This is a genomic window from Massilimicrobiota sp. An142 (genome assembly GCF_002160725.1).
GTDB lineage: Bacteria > Bacillota_I > Bacilli_A > Erysipelotrichales > Coprobacillaceae > Allocoprobacillus > Allocoprobacillus merdigallinarum.
On sequence record NZ_NFLD01000010.1, the window covers coordinates 18,240 to 37,063 of the forward strand.

The 18,824-nt window shown below is 29.5% G+C and carries 28 protein-coding genes; all 28 read right to left on the reverse strand.

Annotated elements, in window-relative coordinates:
- Entirely contained in the window at positions 1 to 1,254 is a 1,254-nt protein-coding gene (xseA, locus tag B5E87_RS06050) for an exodeoxyribonuclease VII large subunit (protein ID WP_087244032.1), read from the reverse strand.
- Entirely contained in the window at positions 1,254 to 1,658 is a 405-nt protein-coding gene (gene nusB, locus B5E87_RS06055) for a transcription antitermination factor NusB (protein WP_087244033.1), read from the reverse strand. Before nusB ends, xseA begins: the two co-directional genes overlap by 1 nt.
- Positions 1,659 to 1,755: 97 nt before the next feature.
- Positions 1,756 to 2,103 carry an Asp23/Gls24 family envelope stress response protein gene (locus B5E87_RS06060; protein WP_087244034.1) on the reverse strand — a complete coding sequence of 116 codons (348 nt, stop codon included), beginning with the start codon at positions 2,101 to 2,103 and terminating at the stop codon, positions 1,756 to 1,758.
- A 56-nt stretch (positions 2,104 to 2,159) separates the two neighbouring features.
- A complete protein-coding gene (locus B5E87_RS06065; protein ID WP_087244035.1) occupies positions 2,160 to 2,618 on the reverse strand; it encodes a SpoIIIAH-like family protein in 459 nt (152 codons plus the stop codon).
- A 62-nt stretch (positions 2,619 to 2,680) separates the two neighbouring features.
- Positions 2,681 to 3,241 carry an elongation factor P gene (gene efp, locus B5E87_RS06070; RefSeq protein WP_087244036.1) on the reverse strand — a complete coding sequence of 187 codons (561 nt, stop codon included), beginning with the start codon at positions 3,239 to 3,241 and terminating at the stop codon, positions 2,681 to 2,683.
- Positions 3,242 to 3,330: 89 nt separating this feature from the next.
- Positions 3,331 to 3,486: a hypothetical protein gene (locus tag B5E87_RS15000; protein WP_158093990.1), complete on the reverse strand. Its 156-nt coding sequence runs from the start codon at positions 3,484 to 3,486 to the stop codon at positions 3,331 to 3,333.
- 13 nt (positions 3,487 to 3,499) lie between these two features.
- A complete protein-coding gene (locus B5E87_RS06075; protein WP_087304189.1) occupies positions 3,500 to 3,862 on the reverse strand; it encodes a hypothetical protein in 363 nt (120 codons plus the stop codon).
- Positions 3,855 to 4,319 carry a competence type IV pilus minor pilin ComGF gene (locus B5E87_RS06080; RefSeq protein WP_255374755.1) on the reverse strand — a complete coding sequence of 155 codons (465 nt, stop codon included), beginning with the start codon at positions 4,317 to 4,319 and terminating at the stop codon, positions 3,855 to 3,857. Before B5E87_RS06080 ends, B5E87_RS06075 begins: the two co-directional genes overlap by 8 nt.
- A gap of 153 nt (positions 4,320 to 4,472) precedes the next feature.
- Complete coding sequence (comGD, locus tag B5E87_RS06090; RefSeq protein WP_087244040.1) at positions 4,473 to 4,904, reverse strand: competence type IV pilus minor pilin ComGD; 432 nt, start codon at positions 4,902 to 4,904, stop codon at positions 4,473 to 4,475.
- Entirely contained in the window at positions 4,858 to 5,163 is a 306-nt protein-coding gene (comGC, locus tag B5E87_RS06095) for a competence type IV pilus major pilin ComGC (protein ID WP_087244041.1), read from the reverse strand. The genes comGD and comGC overlap by 47 nt, the downstream gene beginning before the upstream one ends.
- A gap of 17 nt (positions 5,164 to 5,180) precedes the next feature.
- Positions 5,181 to 6,179, reverse strand: coding sequence for a type II secretion system F family protein (locus tag B5E87_RS06100; protein WP_087244042.1), 999 nt, complete (start codon positions 6,177 to 6,179; stop codon positions 5,181 to 5,183).
- Positions 6,172 to 7,158: an ATPase, T2SS/T4P/T4SS family gene (locus B5E87_RS06105; RefSeq protein WP_087244043.1), complete on the reverse strand. Its 987-nt coding sequence runs from the start codon at positions 7,156 to 7,158 to the stop codon at positions 6,172 to 6,174. The genes B5E87_RS06100 and B5E87_RS06105 overlap by 8 nt, the downstream gene beginning before the upstream one ends.
- A 75-nt stretch (positions 7,159 to 7,233) precedes the next feature.
- On the reverse strand, positions 7,234 to 7,848 hold the full coding sequence (locus B5E87_RS06110) for an MBL fold metallo-hydrolase (RefSeq protein WP_087244044.1): 615 nt from the start codon (positions 7,846 to 7,848) through the stop codon (positions 7,234 to 7,236).
- A gap of 43 nt (positions 7,849 to 7,891) precedes the next feature.
- Positions 7,892 to 8,041, reverse strand: a complete 150-nt coding sequence (gene rpmG, locus B5E87_RS06115; RefSeq protein ID WP_066443283.1) for a 50S ribosomal protein L33 — start codon at positions 8,039 to 8,041, stop codon at positions 7,892 to 7,894.
- 75 nt (positions 8,042 to 8,116) lie between these two features.
- Positions 8,117 to 10,180 carry a peptidoglycan D,D-transpeptidase FtsI family protein gene (locus tag B5E87_RS06120; RefSeq protein WP_087244045.1) on the reverse strand — a complete coding sequence of 688 codons (2,064 nt, stop codon included), beginning with the start codon at positions 10,178 to 10,180 and terminating at the stop codon, positions 8,117 to 8,119.
- Between the two features lie 87 nt (positions 10,181 to 10,267).
- Positions 10,268 to 12,076 (reverse strand): translation elongation factor 4, encoded by a 1,809-nt coding sequence (lepA, locus tag B5E87_RS06125; protein WP_087244046.1) that lies wholly within the window; start codon positions 12,074 to 12,076, stop codon positions 10,268 to 10,270.
- Positions 12,077 to 12,151: 75 nt separating this feature from the next.
- Positions 12,152 to 12,484, reverse strand: a complete 333-nt coding sequence (locus B5E87_RS06130) for a single-stranded DNA-binding protein (protein WP_087244047.1) — start codon at positions 12,482 to 12,484, stop codon at positions 12,152 to 12,154.
- Positions 12,485 to 12,691: 207 nt separating this feature from the next.
- Positions 12,692 to 13,021, reverse strand: a complete 330-nt coding sequence (gene acpS / locus B5E87_RS06135) for a holo-ACP synthase (RefSeq protein WP_087244048.1) — start codon at positions 13,019 to 13,021, stop codon at positions 12,692 to 12,694.
- Positions 13,021 to 13,620: a hypothetical protein gene (locus B5E87_RS06140; protein ID WP_087244049.1), complete on the reverse strand. Its 600-nt coding sequence runs from the start codon at positions 13,618 to 13,620 to the stop codon at positions 13,021 to 13,023. The genes acpS and B5E87_RS06140 overlap by 1 nt, the downstream gene beginning before the upstream one ends.
- A gap of 41 nt (positions 13,621 to 13,661) precedes the next feature.
- Positions 13,662 to 13,982 carry a thioredoxin family protein gene (locus tag B5E87_RS06145; RefSeq protein ID WP_224762514.1) on the reverse strand — a complete coding sequence of 107 codons (321 nt, stop codon included), beginning with the start codon at positions 13,980 to 13,982 and terminating at the stop codon, positions 13,662 to 13,664.
- Positions 13,975 to 14,637 (reverse strand): tRNA (guanosine(46)-N7)-methyltransferase TrmB, encoded by a 663-nt coding sequence (gene trmB, locus B5E87_RS06150; protein WP_087244051.1) that lies wholly within the window; start codon positions 14,635 to 14,637, stop codon positions 13,975 to 13,977. Before trmB ends, B5E87_RS06145 begins: the two co-directional genes overlap by 8 nt.
- Positions 14,638 to 14,656: 19 nt before the next feature.
- Positions 14,657 to 15,379: a pseudouridine synthase gene (locus B5E87_RS06155; protein WP_087244052.1), complete on the reverse strand. Its 723-nt coding sequence runs from the start codon at positions 15,377 to 15,379 to the stop codon at positions 14,657 to 14,659.
- The gene (locus B5E87_RS06160) at positions 15,376 to 15,843 is read right to left on the reverse strand and encodes a hypothetical protein (protein ID WP_087244053.1); all 468 of its coding nucleotides are present in this window, start codon (positions 15,841 to 15,843) and stop codon (positions 15,376 to 15,378) included. The genes B5E87_RS06155 and B5E87_RS06160 overlap by 4 nt, the downstream gene beginning before the upstream one ends.
- A 129-nt stretch (positions 15,844 to 15,972) precedes the next feature.
- The gene (locus B5E87_RS06165; protein ID WP_087244054.1) at positions 15,973 to 16,128 is read right to left on the reverse strand and encodes a DUF1540 domain-containing protein; all 156 of its coding nucleotides are present in this window, start codon (positions 16,126 to 16,128) and stop codon (positions 15,973 to 15,975) included.
- A gap of 35 nt (positions 16,129 to 16,163) precedes the next feature.
- On the reverse strand, positions 16,164 to 16,334 hold the full coding sequence (locus B5E87_RS06170) for a sporulation protein Cse60 (RefSeq protein WP_087244055.1): 171 nt from the start codon (positions 16,332 to 16,334) through the stop codon (positions 16,164 to 16,166).
- A gap of 39 nt (positions 16,335 to 16,373) precedes the next feature.
- Positions 16,374 to 17,252, reverse strand: coding sequence for an aldose 1-epimerase family protein (locus tag B5E87_RS06175; RefSeq protein WP_087244056.1), 879 nt, complete (start codon positions 17,250 to 17,252; stop codon positions 16,374 to 16,376).
- A 13-nt stretch (positions 17,253 to 17,265) separates the two neighbouring features.
- The gene (gene nagA, locus B5E87_RS06180; protein WP_087244057.1) at positions 17,266 to 18,396 is read right to left on the reverse strand and encodes an N-acetylglucosamine-6-phosphate deacetylase; all 1,131 of its coding nucleotides are present in this window, start codon (positions 18,394 to 18,396) and stop codon (positions 17,266 to 17,268) included.
- Positions 18,397 to 18,467: 71 nt separating this feature from the next.
- On the reverse strand, positions 18,468 to 18,821 hold the full coding sequence (gene rbfA, locus B5E87_RS06185) for a 30S ribosome-binding factor RbfA (RefSeq protein ID WP_087244058.1): 354 nt from the start codon (positions 18,819 to 18,821) through the stop codon (positions 18,468 to 18,470).
- Positions 18,822 to 18,824 lie beyond the last annotated feature (3 nt).

An 18,824-nucleotide genomic window follows, 5' to 3' on the forward strand; every position in this document is an offset into this window, starting at 1 on the left:
CTACTTTATTTGTGCTTTTCTCATACCATCATAAAATTGTATATCAATAAGATCGTCTGTTTTTACATCATTTTGAGATTTTATAAGTTGATTATCCTTCTTTATTAAAGTATAACCTCTCTGCATAACTTTTAAAGGGCTTAAAGCATCAAGTTGGATAATCAATTGTTGGATTTTATAGTTTTGTTTTTGTATATTTTGATCCATTTTTTGCTTTAACTGTTTTTGATGATGTAAAAGCTGTTGTTCAACTTTCATATTTAATAACTTAAACTGATAAGAGAACTGATCTTGTAAATGTGTTAGACGTAATATCTCTTGTGAATAAAGAGCTTCTGGTGTTGTTAAAAAATAAGAATTTTTTAATCTATTTAATGTTTGTTGACAATTTTGAAGATAGTGGTTCATATCATGCACCAATTGTTGGGTTAATCCATTCAAATGTTTTTTTAATTCTTCCTGATCAGGCGTAGCGCTTACAGCTGCTGCTGTTGGAGTTGGACAACGCAAATCACTGACAAAATCGCATATTGTAAAATCTAATTCATGTCCAACGGCACTAATAATAGGCGTCTGGCATTGAAAAATAACGCGGGCTAAAGCTTCTTCGTTAAAATTCCACAAATTCTCAATTGTACCACCACCACGTGTTATCACAATTAAATCAAAACCAATGCGATCTACATTTTGTAAAGTTTCGATAATTTTTAAATATGCATTTTTCCCTTGGACTGGAATTGGGAAAAAAATCAATCTTACAAAAGGGAAACGTGAATGTGCAATTTCAATAAAATCATGAACAGCATCTCCACTTTTAGCTGCTAAAATAGCGATAGATTTAGGAAAACGAGGTATAGGCTTTTTATACTTTTCATCAAATAAGCCTTCTTTTGCTAATTTCTTTTTCAAATCTTCAAATGCTAGATATAACTTTCCTAGGCCATCCTGTTCAATTGATTGTACATATAACTGATATTCACCAGTGACTTCATAAACCGAAACACGGGCTCGTATATACACTTTCATTCCATTTTCCAATTGAAATTGAAGTTTTTTTGCTGCCGAAGAAAACATAACTGCTGAAATTCTTGAATGATCATCTTTTAAAGTGAAATAAAGATGACCACTAGGATGTGGTCTATAATTTGAAATTTCACCAGTAATATAGACATTATGCAAAGAAGCATCCTGATCAAATCTTGCTTTTATATATTTATTTAATGTATGTACACTAATATATTTTTTTGCATCCATTAAGCAATATGTCCTAAAATACCATTAATGAATTTATAAGATTCATCATCACAGAACTTCTTAGCATTAACAACAGCTTCATTAATCACAATTGTTTTAGGAAGATCGGATTCCAACAATTCACAAGCCGCAATTAATAAGATGGCTCTTTCCATAACGCTTAAACGTTCAAAAGTCCAACCTTTCTTTAAATGTTTTTCTAATAATTTTTGATAAGATTCTTTACTCTGTAATGTTGTTTCTACTAACCACAACGCAAATTTTAACGAATCTTCGCTTTTTGATAACTTTTCATTTTCTGATATATAAGTACGCATTTCATCAAGAGAAGTTCCTACTAATAAATTTTGATAAATACAAATCGTAGCTTGTTCTCTCGCTATTTTTCTATGTGTTTTTTCCATATAATTAAGTTGCCTCCACAATTTTCAAATATATTACATTTTACCACAATTATATATAAAAATAAACAAAAGAAAAGTAAGAAATCATTTTCTTACTTTAATCAAACTCAATATTATCAACTTCAATATTGATGTGTTGTACGTCAACATCAGTCATTTGTTTAACAGCAACTGCTATTTTCTCCTGAATTTCTTTTGTTATTGATGAAATATTAACACCATATTTAATACGAACATGGATACATATATAAACTTCATTATCTTTTATTGAGCAGTTTACTACTTTTTTTGTACCGGGAATCTGCATTCCCTTAGATGTATCTAAAGAAACATTTTTCATTTCATTGACAGTTCTCTTTGTAATTTCATCAAACACTTGAACATTCATCAAAATCTTTCCATTAACACGTCCTTGTGTATAAGTATAGTATTCATTATGTGCCATAACATTACCTCTCTTCTTACTACTATTGTATATAAAAAGTTACAAAAATACAAGTTTTATTCATCAATAAATTTAACTTCCACCTGATATGAATCACCTACTAAATTAAGAACTTCTTTAATGACATTTGAAGCATCACTTTGTGTTGCATCCTTTTTCAAAATTGTTATTTTGACAGTCTGATTATCAATTTCTACATAACTTTCCTGATAACCAAGTTCCCCTAATTGTGTGACAATTGATTTTTCTTTTTCAGTCACATTTTTTGTTTCACTTATAGTTTCTAGTGCTTCATTAATAGATTCAGAAGTGCTTGATTCTTTTGCAATAATTTCATTGTTTTTAGTAATAATATCTTCTCTTTTTTTATCAAGCTGATTCTGTAATTGTTCAATAGTAGAAATATCATTTTGAACAACTTCATTTTGTGAGGTTGGTGGTAACATGATGTAATAAATTGATAACACAAGAATAAGACTAAATAAAGTTAAAAATGTAAAAGCCTGTTTATTCATATTCATTCTCCTTTTTTCTATATACTATATGATAAAACAGACTTAATTATGAAAAAAAGAGCTTACGCTCTTCCTTGATATTTACCATCAACTGTATTAACAATAACAACTTCACCTTCATTAATAAATAAAGGAACTTTAATTTGATATCCAGTTTCGATAGTTGCATTTTTTGTTGCTCCAGTTGCTGTATCACCTTTTACAGCTGGTTCAGTTTCAGTAATTTTAAAAGCAACATTAATTGGTAATTGAATTCCTAAAACTTCACTTTCATAACTTGTTATTTCTACTTCGTCTGAAGGTTTTAAGAAATTCTTTTCCCATTCAAGACGACTAGCAGGAATTTCAATTTGTTCATAAGTTTCATTATCCATGAAAACAAAGCTATCTCCTGAATCATATAAATATTGCATTTTTCTTTTTTCAATCATTGCTAAATCAACTTTTGCAGTAGGATTATAAGAAACTTCAGTAATAGCACTTGTTCTCATATTTTTTCTTTTTACCATATATTTTCCTGATAATCTACCTTGTTTATTTTGATCATTAGAAATACATAAAAAAAGATCATTATTTTCTGTATATGCATTTCCTGGTTTTAATTCTTTAATGTTGACTGCCATAAAAAATATCTCTCCTTTGCTATATGTCTTCTAGATTATAGCAAATTTCAATGATATTGTAAAATAAAAAAGTGCATTGTACTATTGCTTTAGAAAAAAAGAATAAAGATAAAATCTATTGCAAGTAAAATATAGGTCATAACTTTTAGATTGCGTTTCTTTTTTTCATCTATCATTGCCTTATTACAATAACATGTTAATAAAAAACAAATAATCAAAATACCAAAAACAATATAATAAATCATAAAATAGAACCTCCTATACATATTCAAATTTTAAAATGGCTCCTGTATCCACTTCTACCCACACTAAAAAAGAATACTGCATCTGTTTTGTTTGAACAAATGTTGTGACTTCATAATAATTCCCTAAATCATCTACGGTTGATATCACTTCATTACCATTAAAACTGTAATCATCACTTAGTAAAATATCATTTTGAACAGTATCGCTATAATATTTTACCAAGAAAATTTCTAAATTTTTTTGTTTCAATAACAAAGAAATAGAATGGAGCTGGCTGGCAGATTGAAGAATATAAAAACTCGTTATAGATAATGCTAATGTTAAAAGCATAAAAACAATTAATACGATTTGAAGAATAGATCCCCTTCTATTCATTAGTAACGATTTCATCTTGTCCTTCCTCTTTTTCAGAAGTAAACGCATATGTCAATAGAAAAGAGTAACGTTGACGATCTCTTGTTAAATGGATATATATCAAATCATTTTCAATAGAAAAAGAAACATCATCAACATGAAATAATAATATTTCAAATCCTGGCGTTTTTACTAATCTATTGTTATCAAGAATAAGCGAGTTCTCTTCTCCATCAAAATCTAAATAGCGAAATACCTCTCCAACTTCTATGTACGATGTTCCAATGGTATATTGACTGCATTGTTTGGCTGCAATATAAATATCTTCATTATTTGCAGTATGATGAGTATAAGCGTATTGTATAAGATTAAATAAACCAGTTAAAGTGAAAATAATCATCAGTGTTATTGAAAGAGATAATAATACTTCAATTAAAGTAAAACCATCTCGATGATACTGACGTAATCTTGTGAATATGTGAAATCACCTTCTTCTTTTAACAATAATTGATAATCTTGATGTATCTTTATTTCCTTTTTGTATAATATTGAAAATAAACTTATAAAGAGAATAAAAACTGAAATAAAAATTCCAAAAGCAAACAAGCTTTCAATTAATGTAGTTCCTTTTCTATTGAACATAAAAACTACCACTTCCAATCTGATAAACAAGTGTATAAACTTGACTCCCACAATAATAGGTGAGTGTCTTTGCTCCTTGAATGTTTCCATTTTCATTAAATGTCAGCTGATGTGATTCAAATGAATCATTTGAATCAAGAGTAAAAGTTTGTGAGGATTCTTCCCATTCGTATTGAATAAAATCAGATGCAAAAGTCACTGTCACTTGCGTTTTTAGATTCATAGCTGTCAATTTCGCCTGATATAAAAAACGTGTTATTTCTTCAATCTTTGTATGATCGTTTTTGACTGGTAAATGTATGCGCCACGACAAACAAAATAACATACACATAATCATGAGAACAAATAATGTTTCAATCATAGTGAATCCTGATTTATCGTACATAGGCTTGCCCATTTTTGATAGATATTTTCTTTCCATTTGGACAGACACCTTGCTTTTCTGTTAAATATGGATCAGAGCCACTTGTTAAATCAGAAATCTTAGTAGGTAATTTACCATTTTCAATTTCATATAACAAAATTTGTGAATTGACAACCTCAATTTGAGCTTCACACCCTTTATTTTTAACAACAGTATTTTTAGATGTTACATTAGGAATAACAAGAAGTAGAATAACTAAAATAACACTAATACAGAAGATCATTTCAATTAAAGTAAACCCTTTTTTATTAAACATATTAACTTTCCTTTCTATTATATATTTGATATGGAATTCATCATAGGAATAATAATGGCTATATAAATTGTAATGACAAACAAAGCCACAAAGCCATAAATCATAGGAATCAGATATTTTAAAAAACGTTCTATATAATAATCTAAATATTCATATGTAACCTGAATATAATAAGATAATGAATGTCTTTGTTGTGGATTTTTCATATACATCTGAAAAAAAGATATAAATAAATCATCAAAATATTCAAAGTCTTCCAATATTTCTTCTAAGTTCTCACCTCCATACAATCGATTATTTATCTCATACAAAATAATTTTTAAATCACTATCCGTCATCTGTTCATTTAAAATGCTTATAACACTGGTACTGTCAATATCTTCACTTAATAATTCATGAAAGTATAATGCAAATTTGAGTGAAAAATATTTTTGTAAAATCAGCTTAAATATCGGCCATTTGAGATACATTTCAATAATTCTATATAATTTATGCTTTAACGCATAAATCAGCCTTAAAACAAGATATAACGCTATAAAAACAGCACCAATAATAAAACTTGGTATAAAATAAAAAAAGCTAAATAAAATCTCTATAAGAAATGATTTTTCGATTTGGAAAGAACTAAAAAGCTGATTGACATTCGGTAACAGCATAAACACAACAAATAGTGAAAAAAGAAATAAAAAAGTCACCAATATAGAAGGGTATGTTAACTTTGATTTCAGTTTATTTTGATATTCTTCTTTCATTATGCATATATCTAGGCTTTTCTTAATTGCTTCTGATAAACAATTTTTATTTTGAAAAAAACGAAAATATTCGCAGAACAAATGTGGTAAAGAAGAATTCAATAAAATGTTTTCTATTGATTCACCGTGATTTAACTGCTCCAACATTTCATCAATAACATGATAATGAATCATTTGCTGACATAAACGTAAAGCTTCTTCAATACTATAACCTGCTTCCAATAAACCATACAGATTTTTTAATAACAAATAATCTTTATTCATAGACAAGTTCCTCTTCAAATAATTCAGATGGGAATCCCATTTCAATGAATTGATGAGCTGCTTTATGAAAAGAAAGATAAGAAAACTCCTGATGATTTAGATATTTGTCTATATCCTCTTTTTTCATGAGTTCAGATATGACAAATGCCTTTTTATTTGCCACGTCATATTTCATACGCTGTGAAATAATGCCTACAACAACATCAAGTATATCGGTTTTGTGAATACCCAAATTCATAAAGCGTTTAATAGAAAGTGGTGCATTACTAGCATGGATAGTTGTTAAAACAAGATGTCCAGTTAAAGCACAAGTCAAAGCTATTCTTGCTGTTTCTTCATCTCTAATTTCACCAATCATAATAACATCTGGATCATGTCTAAGGATTTGTCTAAGCGTATCATAATATGTAATACCAATCTTTTCATTCAACTCAATCTGTAAACAACCATCCAAATGAATTTCAATAGGATCTTCTATTGTAATGATGTTTTTTTGAGAGTCATTAAGAATTTGTTTTAAAACAGTATATAAAGTTGTTGATTTTCCTGAACCTGTAGCTCCACTTATAAAAAAGAGTCCATGACTTTGTTTCGATAACCAACAAAGATAATCTTGTATTTCTTTTTGATATGTAAGTTCTTGAATCGAACGTAATTCATGATTGTTTAAAATTCTTATGACAATACTTTCAAATTCTAATGACGGTAAATAAGAAACTCTTAAGAAATATTTTTTCTGATTCATTTTTAAAGAAATATTTCCAGTTTGTGGCATCAAACGATAATTCGTATGAATCAATGATTTATATTTAATAAAATTCATTAATTTATACCCTTTTTCATTTTCTAAAACATCATACAGTTTTAACTCACCAAAAATACGAAATTGAATTCTCAAATCTTTTTTTAATAACATATGAATATCCGTAGCTTTTTGATTCAATGCACGATAAATCATTTTTTCAAATAGTTCATCCATAATAACCCTCCTATTATATATATACGCATTATTTTTTCATTTTTCTTTTTTTCAACAAAAAAAGATCATAAATTTTTATGATCTTAAAAATGGATTATGCTTTTGTTCATAATTTAATGAGCTTTCTTCTCCATGCCCAGGGAGTAAACGTGCATCAAACTGTAAAGATTTAATTTTTTCTAAACTTTCTTTAGTAGTAAGATGAGATGATGTGGGGAAATCATAACGACCAATCGAACCAGCAAACAGAACATCACCACTAAATAAAGCATTTTCTTGAGGAACATAAATCATGCTGCTTCCATAACAGTGTCCTTCTAACAATAGCCACTGAACTGTCATCCCTATAATATTCATTGTAGAAGTTGCTTCCAAAAGAGGAGCTTTTAAAGTAAACGATTCTCCCATCATTGCAGATAGATTATATTGAGGATTTCTTATGATTTCAAATGATTCTTTTTGTGCATATACTGGACATTGAAATCTTTCATATAAATAATCAACAGCGCCAATATGATCAAAATGTCCATGTGTCAATAATATAGCTTTTAATTCTAACTCTTTTTCTTCTAAAAATTTAGCAACTTTTTGTCCTTGAGCACCTGGATCAATAATAAAACATTCATGATTATCATTATATATAACATAACAATTTGTTTGCATTGTTCCTAATATTAATTTTTTTATCATTATCTTCGTTCCTTTCAAAATAAAGAAAAAAAGCCAAAAAGGCTTATTTTTTTTCTTTATGAGTTGTTTTTTTATTACATCTAGGACAGTATTTTTTGACTTCCATTCTTTCTGGATGATTTCTTTTATTTTTTGTATTAATGTAGTTTTCTTCACCACATTCAGTACATTTTAAAATGATGTTTTCTCTCATTTTTACACCTCCATCACGACTTTGCCATACTATAATAGCATAAACAATTCAAAATTACCATAAATTTTTCACTTTTTATCCATATTTTTCAAAATACTTTTCAAATGCATATTTTGATAGAGTCGTACATGTCCCTCCACCAGCATCAGGTAATGCTTCAGCAATACAAGCAACAGCTATTTCTGGATTATCATAAGGAGCATATCCAATAAAGCCTCGATTGGCCCATACGTCACTTGTTCCTTCATAAACTTTCTGTGCAGTCCCAGTTTTTCCTGCTGCTTCATAATCTCCATTGACACCACTCGCTAGTCCTGACACACAACCCATTCTAAATCCAGTATGAATTGTATCAAAAGCTAATTTATAACTTGAGACATCATCGAGTACTTTTACCTGATGTTGTAAAAGTGATATCTTTGTACCATCGTCATCTTCTGTAAAAGATTCCATAAAAAGATGTGGTTGAACTCTTTTACCACCATTGGCAATTGAGGAAACATATTGTGCCATTTGAATTGGTGTATAAGTATCATATTGTCCAATTGCAAAGTCAAGAAAGTTACCAGCTTGTCGTTGTGTAACACGACCACGATAGCCTAAGGCTTCACTAGGTAAATCTATACCTGTCTTTACACCTAATCCTAATTCTCCTACATCAAGTCTCATCTGATCAAATGCTGAATCCCTAATAGACAAAGGCTCTCCGTATTCATAAGTTCCTCCACCTAATAAGGTTGCAACATAAAACATATAAATATTCGAAGATTGCGACAATGCTTCTGCAGCATTTAAACGTCCTAATCCACCTGTATCCCATGAAAACTTGGTCGGTGTACCAGCTATTTTAAAACCACTACTTGTATCATCAAATTCCGTGTATTGATTAATCACACCATGTTTAATACCTGCATATATTGTTCCACCTTTAAATGCCGAACCTATTTCAAATGCGTTTTGAACAGCGCCACCAGCCAATTCATAAATATCTCCCTTTTCATCTCTTTGATAACCACACATTGCATAAATGGCTCCTGTATTAGGATCAATCATAACAAGATAAATGTTATTAGCATATCTATATATTGAACTCGTATGTGCCTTCATTTGTTTTTCGATTTCATCAGTAATCGCCGATTGTAAATCCCAATCAATAGTCAAACGAATATTATCACCTTTTGTCCCGCTTGATACAGTTTCTACAACAGGATTTCCATCACTATCATAAGCCAAGGAATAAGTTGCTGGAGTTCCAGCCAAAATATTTTCATATTGCATTTCTAAACCACTTATTCCTACACGTGAATCATTGTTATAATCCTGAGCTAATAATATATCTTTTGTACTTGCAGGCAATCCTTCTTTTTTCGATGTTACTCTTCCTAAAACAGATTTAAATTCTGTACCATACGTATTTTCTCTTGACCAGTCATTTGTTACTTTAACACCACGTAAAATATCAGAATTTTCACCAATGAGACTTGCTTCTTTAACTGTTAAACCTTCTAATAAAACAACTGATCCACTTGTACAGTTTTGAATTTTTGAATAAATCATATAATACTTCATATCATCATCAGATAAATTGTCTTTTAACATCTGACTTGTAATACGACTTAATTGTAATTGATAAATTTCATCACTTGAATATGTCGATCTTTCTTCGCTAGTGATTAAATCATTAATTAAATCATCTTTAGTATCCTTGCATTTTAAAATCAAATAATCTTTTTTATCTCTTTCAGTTACACTTTTAATATCAACATTTACATTTTTGACTAAAAAATTTGCAATGATTTTGATATCATCTTGCGTAATACTTTGTACGGCATAATAAGTCGCACAATTGATATTTTTATTGTAAGAAAGTCTTTTATAATTTCGATCATAAATATTACCACGGAATGTATCAGCAGTAAAAAGACTCGTATTATATTGTTTAAGTTTTGTTGAATAATATTCCTGTTGAGAAATTTGAGTAATAAACAAACGTATCAACAAGACAACACCAACAACACCAATAACTCCCATTAAAATTTTAAATCTTCTTGAGATGACATTATCAGTTTGATTTTTAATTTGGGTTTCAATTTCTTTTTGCCCTTCAAATCGAATGGGATTTTTTTTGAATAAATTCAATTTTAATGCACCTCCTCGACTTATTATATTATATACAATCTAGAAAGTAAATCAACCCATAAGAAAAAGAGAATTTCACAAATTCTCTTAATCATCATCAACAGAAAGAATAGCCATAAAAGCTTCTTGAGGAATTTCTACACTTCCTACTGCTTTCATTCGTTTTTTACCTTCTTTTTGTTTTTCTAAAAGTTTTTTCTTACGTGAAATATCCCCACCATAACATTTTGCTAAAACGTTTTTACGCATAGCTTTGATATTTGTTCTCGCAATAACTTTACCCTGTATTGCAGCTTGAATAGGAACTTCAAACATCTGTTTTGGGATAATCTCTTTTAATTTCTCACAAATAATACGACCACGATTATAAGCAAAATCTTTATGAACAATTGTTGATAAAGCATCTACAACATCACCATTCAATAAAATATCCATACGTGTTAATCGACTTTCTTTATAACCATCTAATTCATAATCAAAAGAAGCGTATCCTTTTGTACATGATTTTAATTTATCAAAAAAGTCATAGACAATCTCACTTAATGGAATCAGATAAACAACATTTCTTCTCAAGTCATCAATATATTCAATATCCTGATATTCACCACGTTTAGATTGGCATAGTTCCATAATTGGACCTACATATTCATTAGGTGTCATAATTGAAGCCTTAACAAATGGTTCTTCAATATGATCGATTCTTTGTGGTCCAGGCAATGCAGCAGGATTGTCAATTTCAATCATAGAACCATCTGTTAAATAACAATGATAAATAACGGATGGCGCCGTAGCTATTAATTCAAGATCAAATTCTCTTTCAAGACGTTCTTCAATAACATCCATATGTAAAAGGCCTAAAAATCCACAACGGAATCCAAATCCTAAAGCCTGTGACGTTTCCGGTTCAAAAACAAGTGATGAATCACTTAATTTCATTTTTTCTAATGCTTCTCTTAAATCTTTATACTTTGCATTATCAACAGGATACAAACCACAGTAAACCATTGGATTTAATTGACGATATCCTGGTAACTGAACATTTGAAGGTTGTTCTAAAGTTGTAATTGTATCACCGACATGAACGTCACTAATGGATTTAATCGAAGCAGCAATCCATCCAACTTCCCCTGTTACAAGTTCTTCTTTTTTAACCTCTTTTGGTGTTCTGACCCCTACTTCCAACACTTCATAAACAGCTCCAGTAGCCATAAAACGAATATGATCTCCAACTTTTATTTTTCCTTCTTTGATACAAACAAAAACAATAACACCTCGATAACTGTCATAATAAGAATCAAAAATCAAAGCCTGTGTAGGATGAGAAATATCACCACGTGGTGCAGGAACATTCAAAACAATATCTTCCAAAACATCTTCGATATTTAATCCAGTTTTGGCTGAAATCAAAGGTGCTTCATCAGCTGGTAAACCTATAATATCTTCAATTTCATGAATAACACGCTGTGGGTCTGCGCTTGGTAAATCAATTTTATTAATAACTGGTAAAATCTCTAAATCATTATCTAATGCTAAAAAGACATTAGCTAATGTCTGCGCTTCAACACCTTGAGCAGCATCAACAACCAATACAGCTCCCTCGCATGCAGCTAAAGAGCGTGAAACTTCATATGTAAAGTCTACATGACCGGGTGTATCTATTAAATGCAAAAGATATGTTTCGCCATTTTTGGCTTTATAAGTCAATTGAACAGCATTTAATTTAATAGTAATACCTCTTTCTCTTTCCAAGTCCATACTATCAAGTAACTGTTCCTTCATATCACGATCACTCACTGCCCCAGTAAGTTGTAAAATTCTATCAGCAAGAGTCGATTTTCCATGATCAATATGGGCGATAATAGAAAAATTTCTAATATGTGACTGATCAATACTCATCTTTATCTCCCCTTTCTATTCTTATCTATTTTACACAATTCTATCTTAAAAGAAAACAAAAAAATAGTCAAATGACTATTTTTTCATAAAATACTTATCCAAAAATTCAACATGTTCAACTTTGACTTCCATGATCGTTGTAGATAAATGATCAGGAGATTCAAATGTTTTAGACTGAAGCCTTCCTTTAATTCCTAAAAAACTTCCTGCTTCGCAACAATCCATAACTTCTTGAGCTATGCCTTTCCAAAGAACACAACTAATATAATCATGATCTCTAATCCCTAAATTATTACGATAAGGTCTTTCTACATCTAAGATTAAAGTTGCTAATTTAACACCAGTCGGTGTTTCTTTGAATTTTGGATTTTCAGCAAGTCTCCCTATTAAAATAATTTCATTAAACATTTTTATATTTTACCTCCTCATCTATGAGTATATAGGAAAATACAAAAAGTACCAAAAATGGTCATTTTTACCCTTTTTATAACTTTTCTTTATATTTTGGAAGCTCAAAAAACATAAAATGATAAAAAAATAGAAAAATCATACAAAAATATGAACCAATTTATTAAAATGAGTCATGCCTATAAAAGAAAAAAGTAAAGAAAATCTTTACTTTTCAAGCAAAACAAATGCAATTGCATATTTATTTTCATGTGAAATAGAAATATGAGCATGAGAATCATGTAAATAAGGCGCACCTCTTTCATCATTTAAAATTTCAATATCATGAAAAGCCATTGCTCCAATACCGACATGACAAGCTTTCATATAAGCTTCTTTACCAGCAAAACGTCCTCCTAAAAATTCTAATTGTCTTTTAGGAGAATTCATTTTTGTAAATATCTGATATTCTTTTGGCGATAAAATATGTTTAACAAAATTGAGATTATGAATATCTAAACGTTCAAGATCAATAATATCAACACCTATTCCCTTCATTAATCTTTAAACTTTTTTTCATAAAGACTCATTAATTCATCTAAACTCATAGAATCATCAATTTCATCAATGAAAGAATCCTCATCTTTGTTTTGGAAATCTAGCTTAAATTCACCAGTTCTCTCTTCAATAATTTTTAATTGATCTTGTTCTTCTTCAACAATATTTGCTATATTTCTTAAATTCTGTTCAACACTTGGTTCTTCCACTTCAACCTTTTTTGGTTTTTTTGTCTTTTCTTCTTGCACATTTTCAAAAGGACCGTAAAACGGACTAATAATGGGAATTAATTCATCTGATTCCTTTTTGACTTTCTTAACCTTAGGTTTTGCCACCTTTTTAACTTCTGGTTTTTTTGTCTCTTTTAAACCTGTCATTGGAGATATAATCTCACTCATACGATAAGTAGATTCTGCAGGCGCACTTTTTTTAACCTCTTTTTTCTTTGGCTCTTCTTTTTTGATATTTTTCTTTGTTTCAACCTCATCATTATAAATAAGAGGAGTACTAAATTTTTCTTTACGTCTTTGTTCTAAAACAGGATCAACTTTTTCAAATAATTCTTCTTCCTCTTCTTTTTTAAAAAACTTTTTAAACATTTTGCTTTCCTCCTTACAACATTATTTCTATTTCTCATTTTCTAATCAATCTGATCAATAAACTCCTGAATCTGCTGTTGTGTTTTTCTTAATTTATTGACATATCTTCCAACTTCTTTACCATCACGATAAGCGACGAAAGATGGAATACCCATAATCTCTAAATCAATACACAAATCAACCATTTCATCACGATCTATATAATAGAAAGTCCACTCTGGATTTTGTGCTACTAAATCATCAATAAATGTTTTTAAAAAATGACAATCTGGACACCATGTTGTTGAAAATACTAACATAGCATTTCCTTTAATTGCATTTTCAAATGCTTGTAAATCACTAATCTTTATTAAATTATCCATTTTTATTAACTCCTTTAAATGTTGTTTTGACTTGATATATTGGACCAAATGGAGAAAACTTTCTCTCATATTCTGTTTGAATATTATCCTCATATCCTTCACTATGATGCAAGTCTAAGCATACATCTTCAAAATGTAATCCATAGTTTTGAAATGACACCAAAGAATATTCAAACAATAAACGGTTATCTGTTTTTAAAATCAATTCACCATTATCAATAAGAATATTTTGATATACATCTAAAAATGCAGGTGATGTTAAACGTCTTTTTGTATGTCTTTTCTTAGGCCAAGGATCACTAAAATTTAAATGTATACGATTCACTTCATGTTTACCAAAAACTTCTGTTAAAAGAATGGCATCTTCTTTTAATAATTTTAAATTTGATGGTATTTTTTCTAATTGATCTATTTTTTTTATAGCTCCGACCATAACACTTGGAAATTTTTCAATTCCAATATAGTTGATATTTGGATAACGTAAAGCATTTTCAATAATAAAATCACCCTTACCCATTCCAATTTCAATATATATAGGATTTGAATTTCCAAATAACTCATTCCATTTTCCACGATATTGTTTACCATCTAAAATCACAATATCATCATGTGCAGCTAAAATATCATTAGCTTTAGGATTATTTCTTAAACGCATATAAGCCTCCTATATTTTTTTATTGTAACACAGTTTCACTCTTTAATCTATCTAATTCTTCATCAGTTAAAGGACGATAAGCTCCTAATTCAAGATTTTCATCTAAGTTTAAATTTTTCATACGTATTCTTTTTAAATAAAGAACTTCTTTACCAACAGCATGAAACATTTTCTTAACCTGATGGAATTTTCCTTCATAGATTTCTACTTCAATCTCACTATGATTTTGTGTTGTTGATAAAATTTTTAAATGTGCACTTTGACATTGAAATTCATTATCAATAACAACACCAGATAAAAAGGTTTGAACATCATCATCTGTTACAACACCTTGAATTTTTGCATAATACACTTTAGGGCAATGTTTTTTAGGTGATAACAGCTGATGAGCAAGAACACCATCATTTGTAATCAATAATAAGCCTTCAGTATCAACATCTAATCTCCCAACAGGAAATAAATCTTGGCGATAATTTTCTTCAATTAAATCAATAACAGTTGGATAAACATTATCTTCAGTGGCACTCACATAGCCAGCAGGTTTATTTAACATATAATAAACATATTCCTGATAATGAATACGTTCATCATCAACATAGACCTTATCTCCTACAGGATCAACATGATGTTTATCTTTTTTAATAACTTCACCATTGACTTTCACATAACCATTTTTGATTAATTGTTTTACTTCTTTACGTGTCCCAAAACCACAATGGGCTAATAATTTATCTAATCTCATGATTGTACCTCAATATATTTTTCTACTTTTTGTGTTTTTTCTTTATCCAAATAATAACAAACATATATTTTTACATCTTGTATCTTTTCAGTTTCTCCAGAAAGCTGAACTCCTTTATAAAAATGTTGACTTTTATCAATATAATCAACTTTCATGTGGCTGATAGAGTCATCAACAATTCCTAAAACCGGACACATCTTTTGATCATCTTCATGAGCATATGCCATAGCCTCGATATAATACATATCAACCTGTGGCTGGTCGATAATAACATCATAACGATAACTATCTTCTAAATCATAAAAAACAACTTGAACATGAAATGGATAATCTGTATCAAATTCCTGATGTGATATTAACTGTTCTTTAATTTGATAATATTCCTGAAATTGTTCATCAGAAGATGATGATTGACATGCCACACAGAACAAAGAAATCAATAAACATAATAATATTTTTTTCATATCATCACCGCTTCTATTATAACAAATTTATAATTAGATAGCTATATGAAATCATCATGCTCATAATGAAAAAAGGTATCATTATGACTAGCATAACAATACCTTATTTTCAATACAACATTGAAAAATTTATTTTCCACGACATTCAAATGTATCACAAGCAGTTTCTGCATTTTTCTTTGCTTCAACGCAGTGACAATTACCGACATGAATACAGTTTGCTTCACAACATCCATCACAATAATATTTACAACTATCTACGCTACATTTAACATCCTTAGCCATAGTTTCACCTCCATATATTATTATGGCTTGATGGACTATGAATATACAATCAAACAACTAAAACTGTATTCAAGATTTCCATGACATGATGTTAAAGCAACCTGATATTGCATATCCTGAATTTGTGGATTTTCTTTTTGAATAAATTCATTAAGTGCATCTTCTAAATCCAATTCATGTGTTTTTTCTATGATTTTAATTTTCATATGTCTATTATAACATCATGACCATATTCAATTTGTCAACTATTGACGTATTTCAATAGCAAATTGGCAACTGAATTCTTGTTGTGGTTCTAATGAAATGATACCTTCTTTATCTTTAAATTCGCCATCAAAGTCGATATAATCTCCATGTCCGTTCCATGGTTCTAAAGCTAATAATCCACCGACATGTTTACTTGCCCAGATACCAAGATGTGGATAATTTTTCATATGGAAATAAATAGCTTTTTGATGATTAATTGATTTTAATGCAACATAACTTGATTGAAAATTTTTAAACACAATAGCATCATTATCCAATAATGCCTGTCTTACAAAGAAACGTTTTTCATGATCAAAAAATGGTTTTGTTGTACGTGACATGGCACGATGAGCAACATCAATGACTTTCTGATCAAGAGTTTCTTCTTTTTCAAATTCAACATAGTAATCATTACTTGATTCATTTTCCATAAACGGACATGCAAATGCTGGATGTCCACCAATCTGGAAATAAATTGTTTTTTGATCAGTATTTTTGACAACACATTGGCATTCCAATGTATTCCCTTTTAAAGTATAAATGACTTTCAAATTAAATAAATATGGATATTGTTTTAAAATATCTTCATTTGGAGTTAATTCAAACTCAACGCAAGTATCAGATAATTGATGTGTCATATATTCATTATGTCTAGAAAAACCATGTTGTGTCATATGATATGTTTGTCCATCTATACGACATTCATCATTATGCAAAGCTCCTACAATTGGGAAAAGTATTGGTGCACTACTTGCCCATAATGATGGATCTCTACGCCACATATAGTTTATTTGATCATGCTGTCCGATAATTTTAATAATTTCAGCACCTTTTGCATTTAATTCAACTTCTAATTCGCTATTTTTTAAAATCACCATATTCTATACCTACCTATTTCAATTGTCCCTTAATCATTGTTTGTTGGATTTGAATGTTGTCATCAAAGAAAATAATATCTGCATAATTTCCCACTTTAATTTCTCCTAATAATGGTTCATTTAAACTCTGAGCAGGATTATAACTTGCTAAATTGACAGCTTCATTCAATGTTAATCCAAGATGCTCATAAGCATTTTTAACAGCCACATTCATTGAAACAATACTTCCTGCTAATGTTCCATCAATCAATCTTGCTTCTCCGTCTTTTACATAAACATCTTGATTTCCTAAAAGATATTTTCCATTTTCCAAGCCTGCTGCTTCAAGAGAATCTGTAATTAAAATCAATTTATCTTTACCTTTACTACGTAATAATGCTTTAGCAGCTGCATAATTGACATGTACGCCATCTAAAATCAATTCTGCATAAACACTATCGTTGATCATAACAGCTCCAACAACACCTGGTGCTCTATGTGTTAATGGTGTCATAGCATTATAAGTATGTGTTCCTGAAGTTGCCCCCGCATCAATAGCCGCTTGAGCTTGTTCATAAGTTGCATTTGTATGTCCTAAAGAAACAACTGTATTCTTATCTTTTAAATAAGATATGAGTTCTAATGAGTGTTCTAATTCAGGAGCAATAGAAATTTTTCTGATGATATCCTGATGATCTTGAACAAAAGATAAATAATTATCAACTGTTGGCAAAATCATACATTCTTCTGGTTGTGCTCCTTTATATTTTTTATTAAAGAAAGGTCCCTCTAAGTGTGTACCTAAAACTTGAGCCCCTTCAACTTTATCTTTATTGACAGCAATATTTTCAATAGCTTTAGCAATATCATCAACAGGCATAGTCATTGTTGTTGGTAAAAATGATGTTACTCCTGTTTTTAAAGTTGCTTTAGAGATTGTGTTTAAATCATCAAATGTAGCATACATCGTATCACTACCACCACGACCATGCGTATGTACATCAATGAAACCTGGGCTTACATAAGCACCTTTTGCATCAATAATATCTTCATCTTCTGGTTGACGATCACTAATTTCTGTAATCTTATCATCTTCAATAAATACATTTTTGTTTACAATTTCATCATGTAAAATGATTTTCCCGTTTATAATACATTTTTTCATTTTTTATGTCCTCCTTCTATTATTATATGCTTATTAACCTTAATCTTCAAACAATATATAAAAAAAGATTTCTAATCATTAGAAATCTTTTTTTGTTGGTTTAATTCTTCAATAATACTTTCAATTTTATTACCATATTCAATTGATGTATCTATAACAAACTGTAGCTCAGGACATTTACGAACTGTTAAACGTTTTGCTAAAAGAGTACGAATAAATCCTTTAGAATGTTGTAAAGCTTCCATTCTTTTTTGAGGATTTTTATTTAAAAAAGAAACATAAACTTTAGCAATTGATAAATCATTTGTTACTTCTACACCAGTAATCGTACAAAAACCTATGGCTGGATCTTTAACTTCCATTTGAATAATATCAGATAATTCTCTTTGAATAATATTATTTAATTTTTCTTTTTTTAATACCATAAA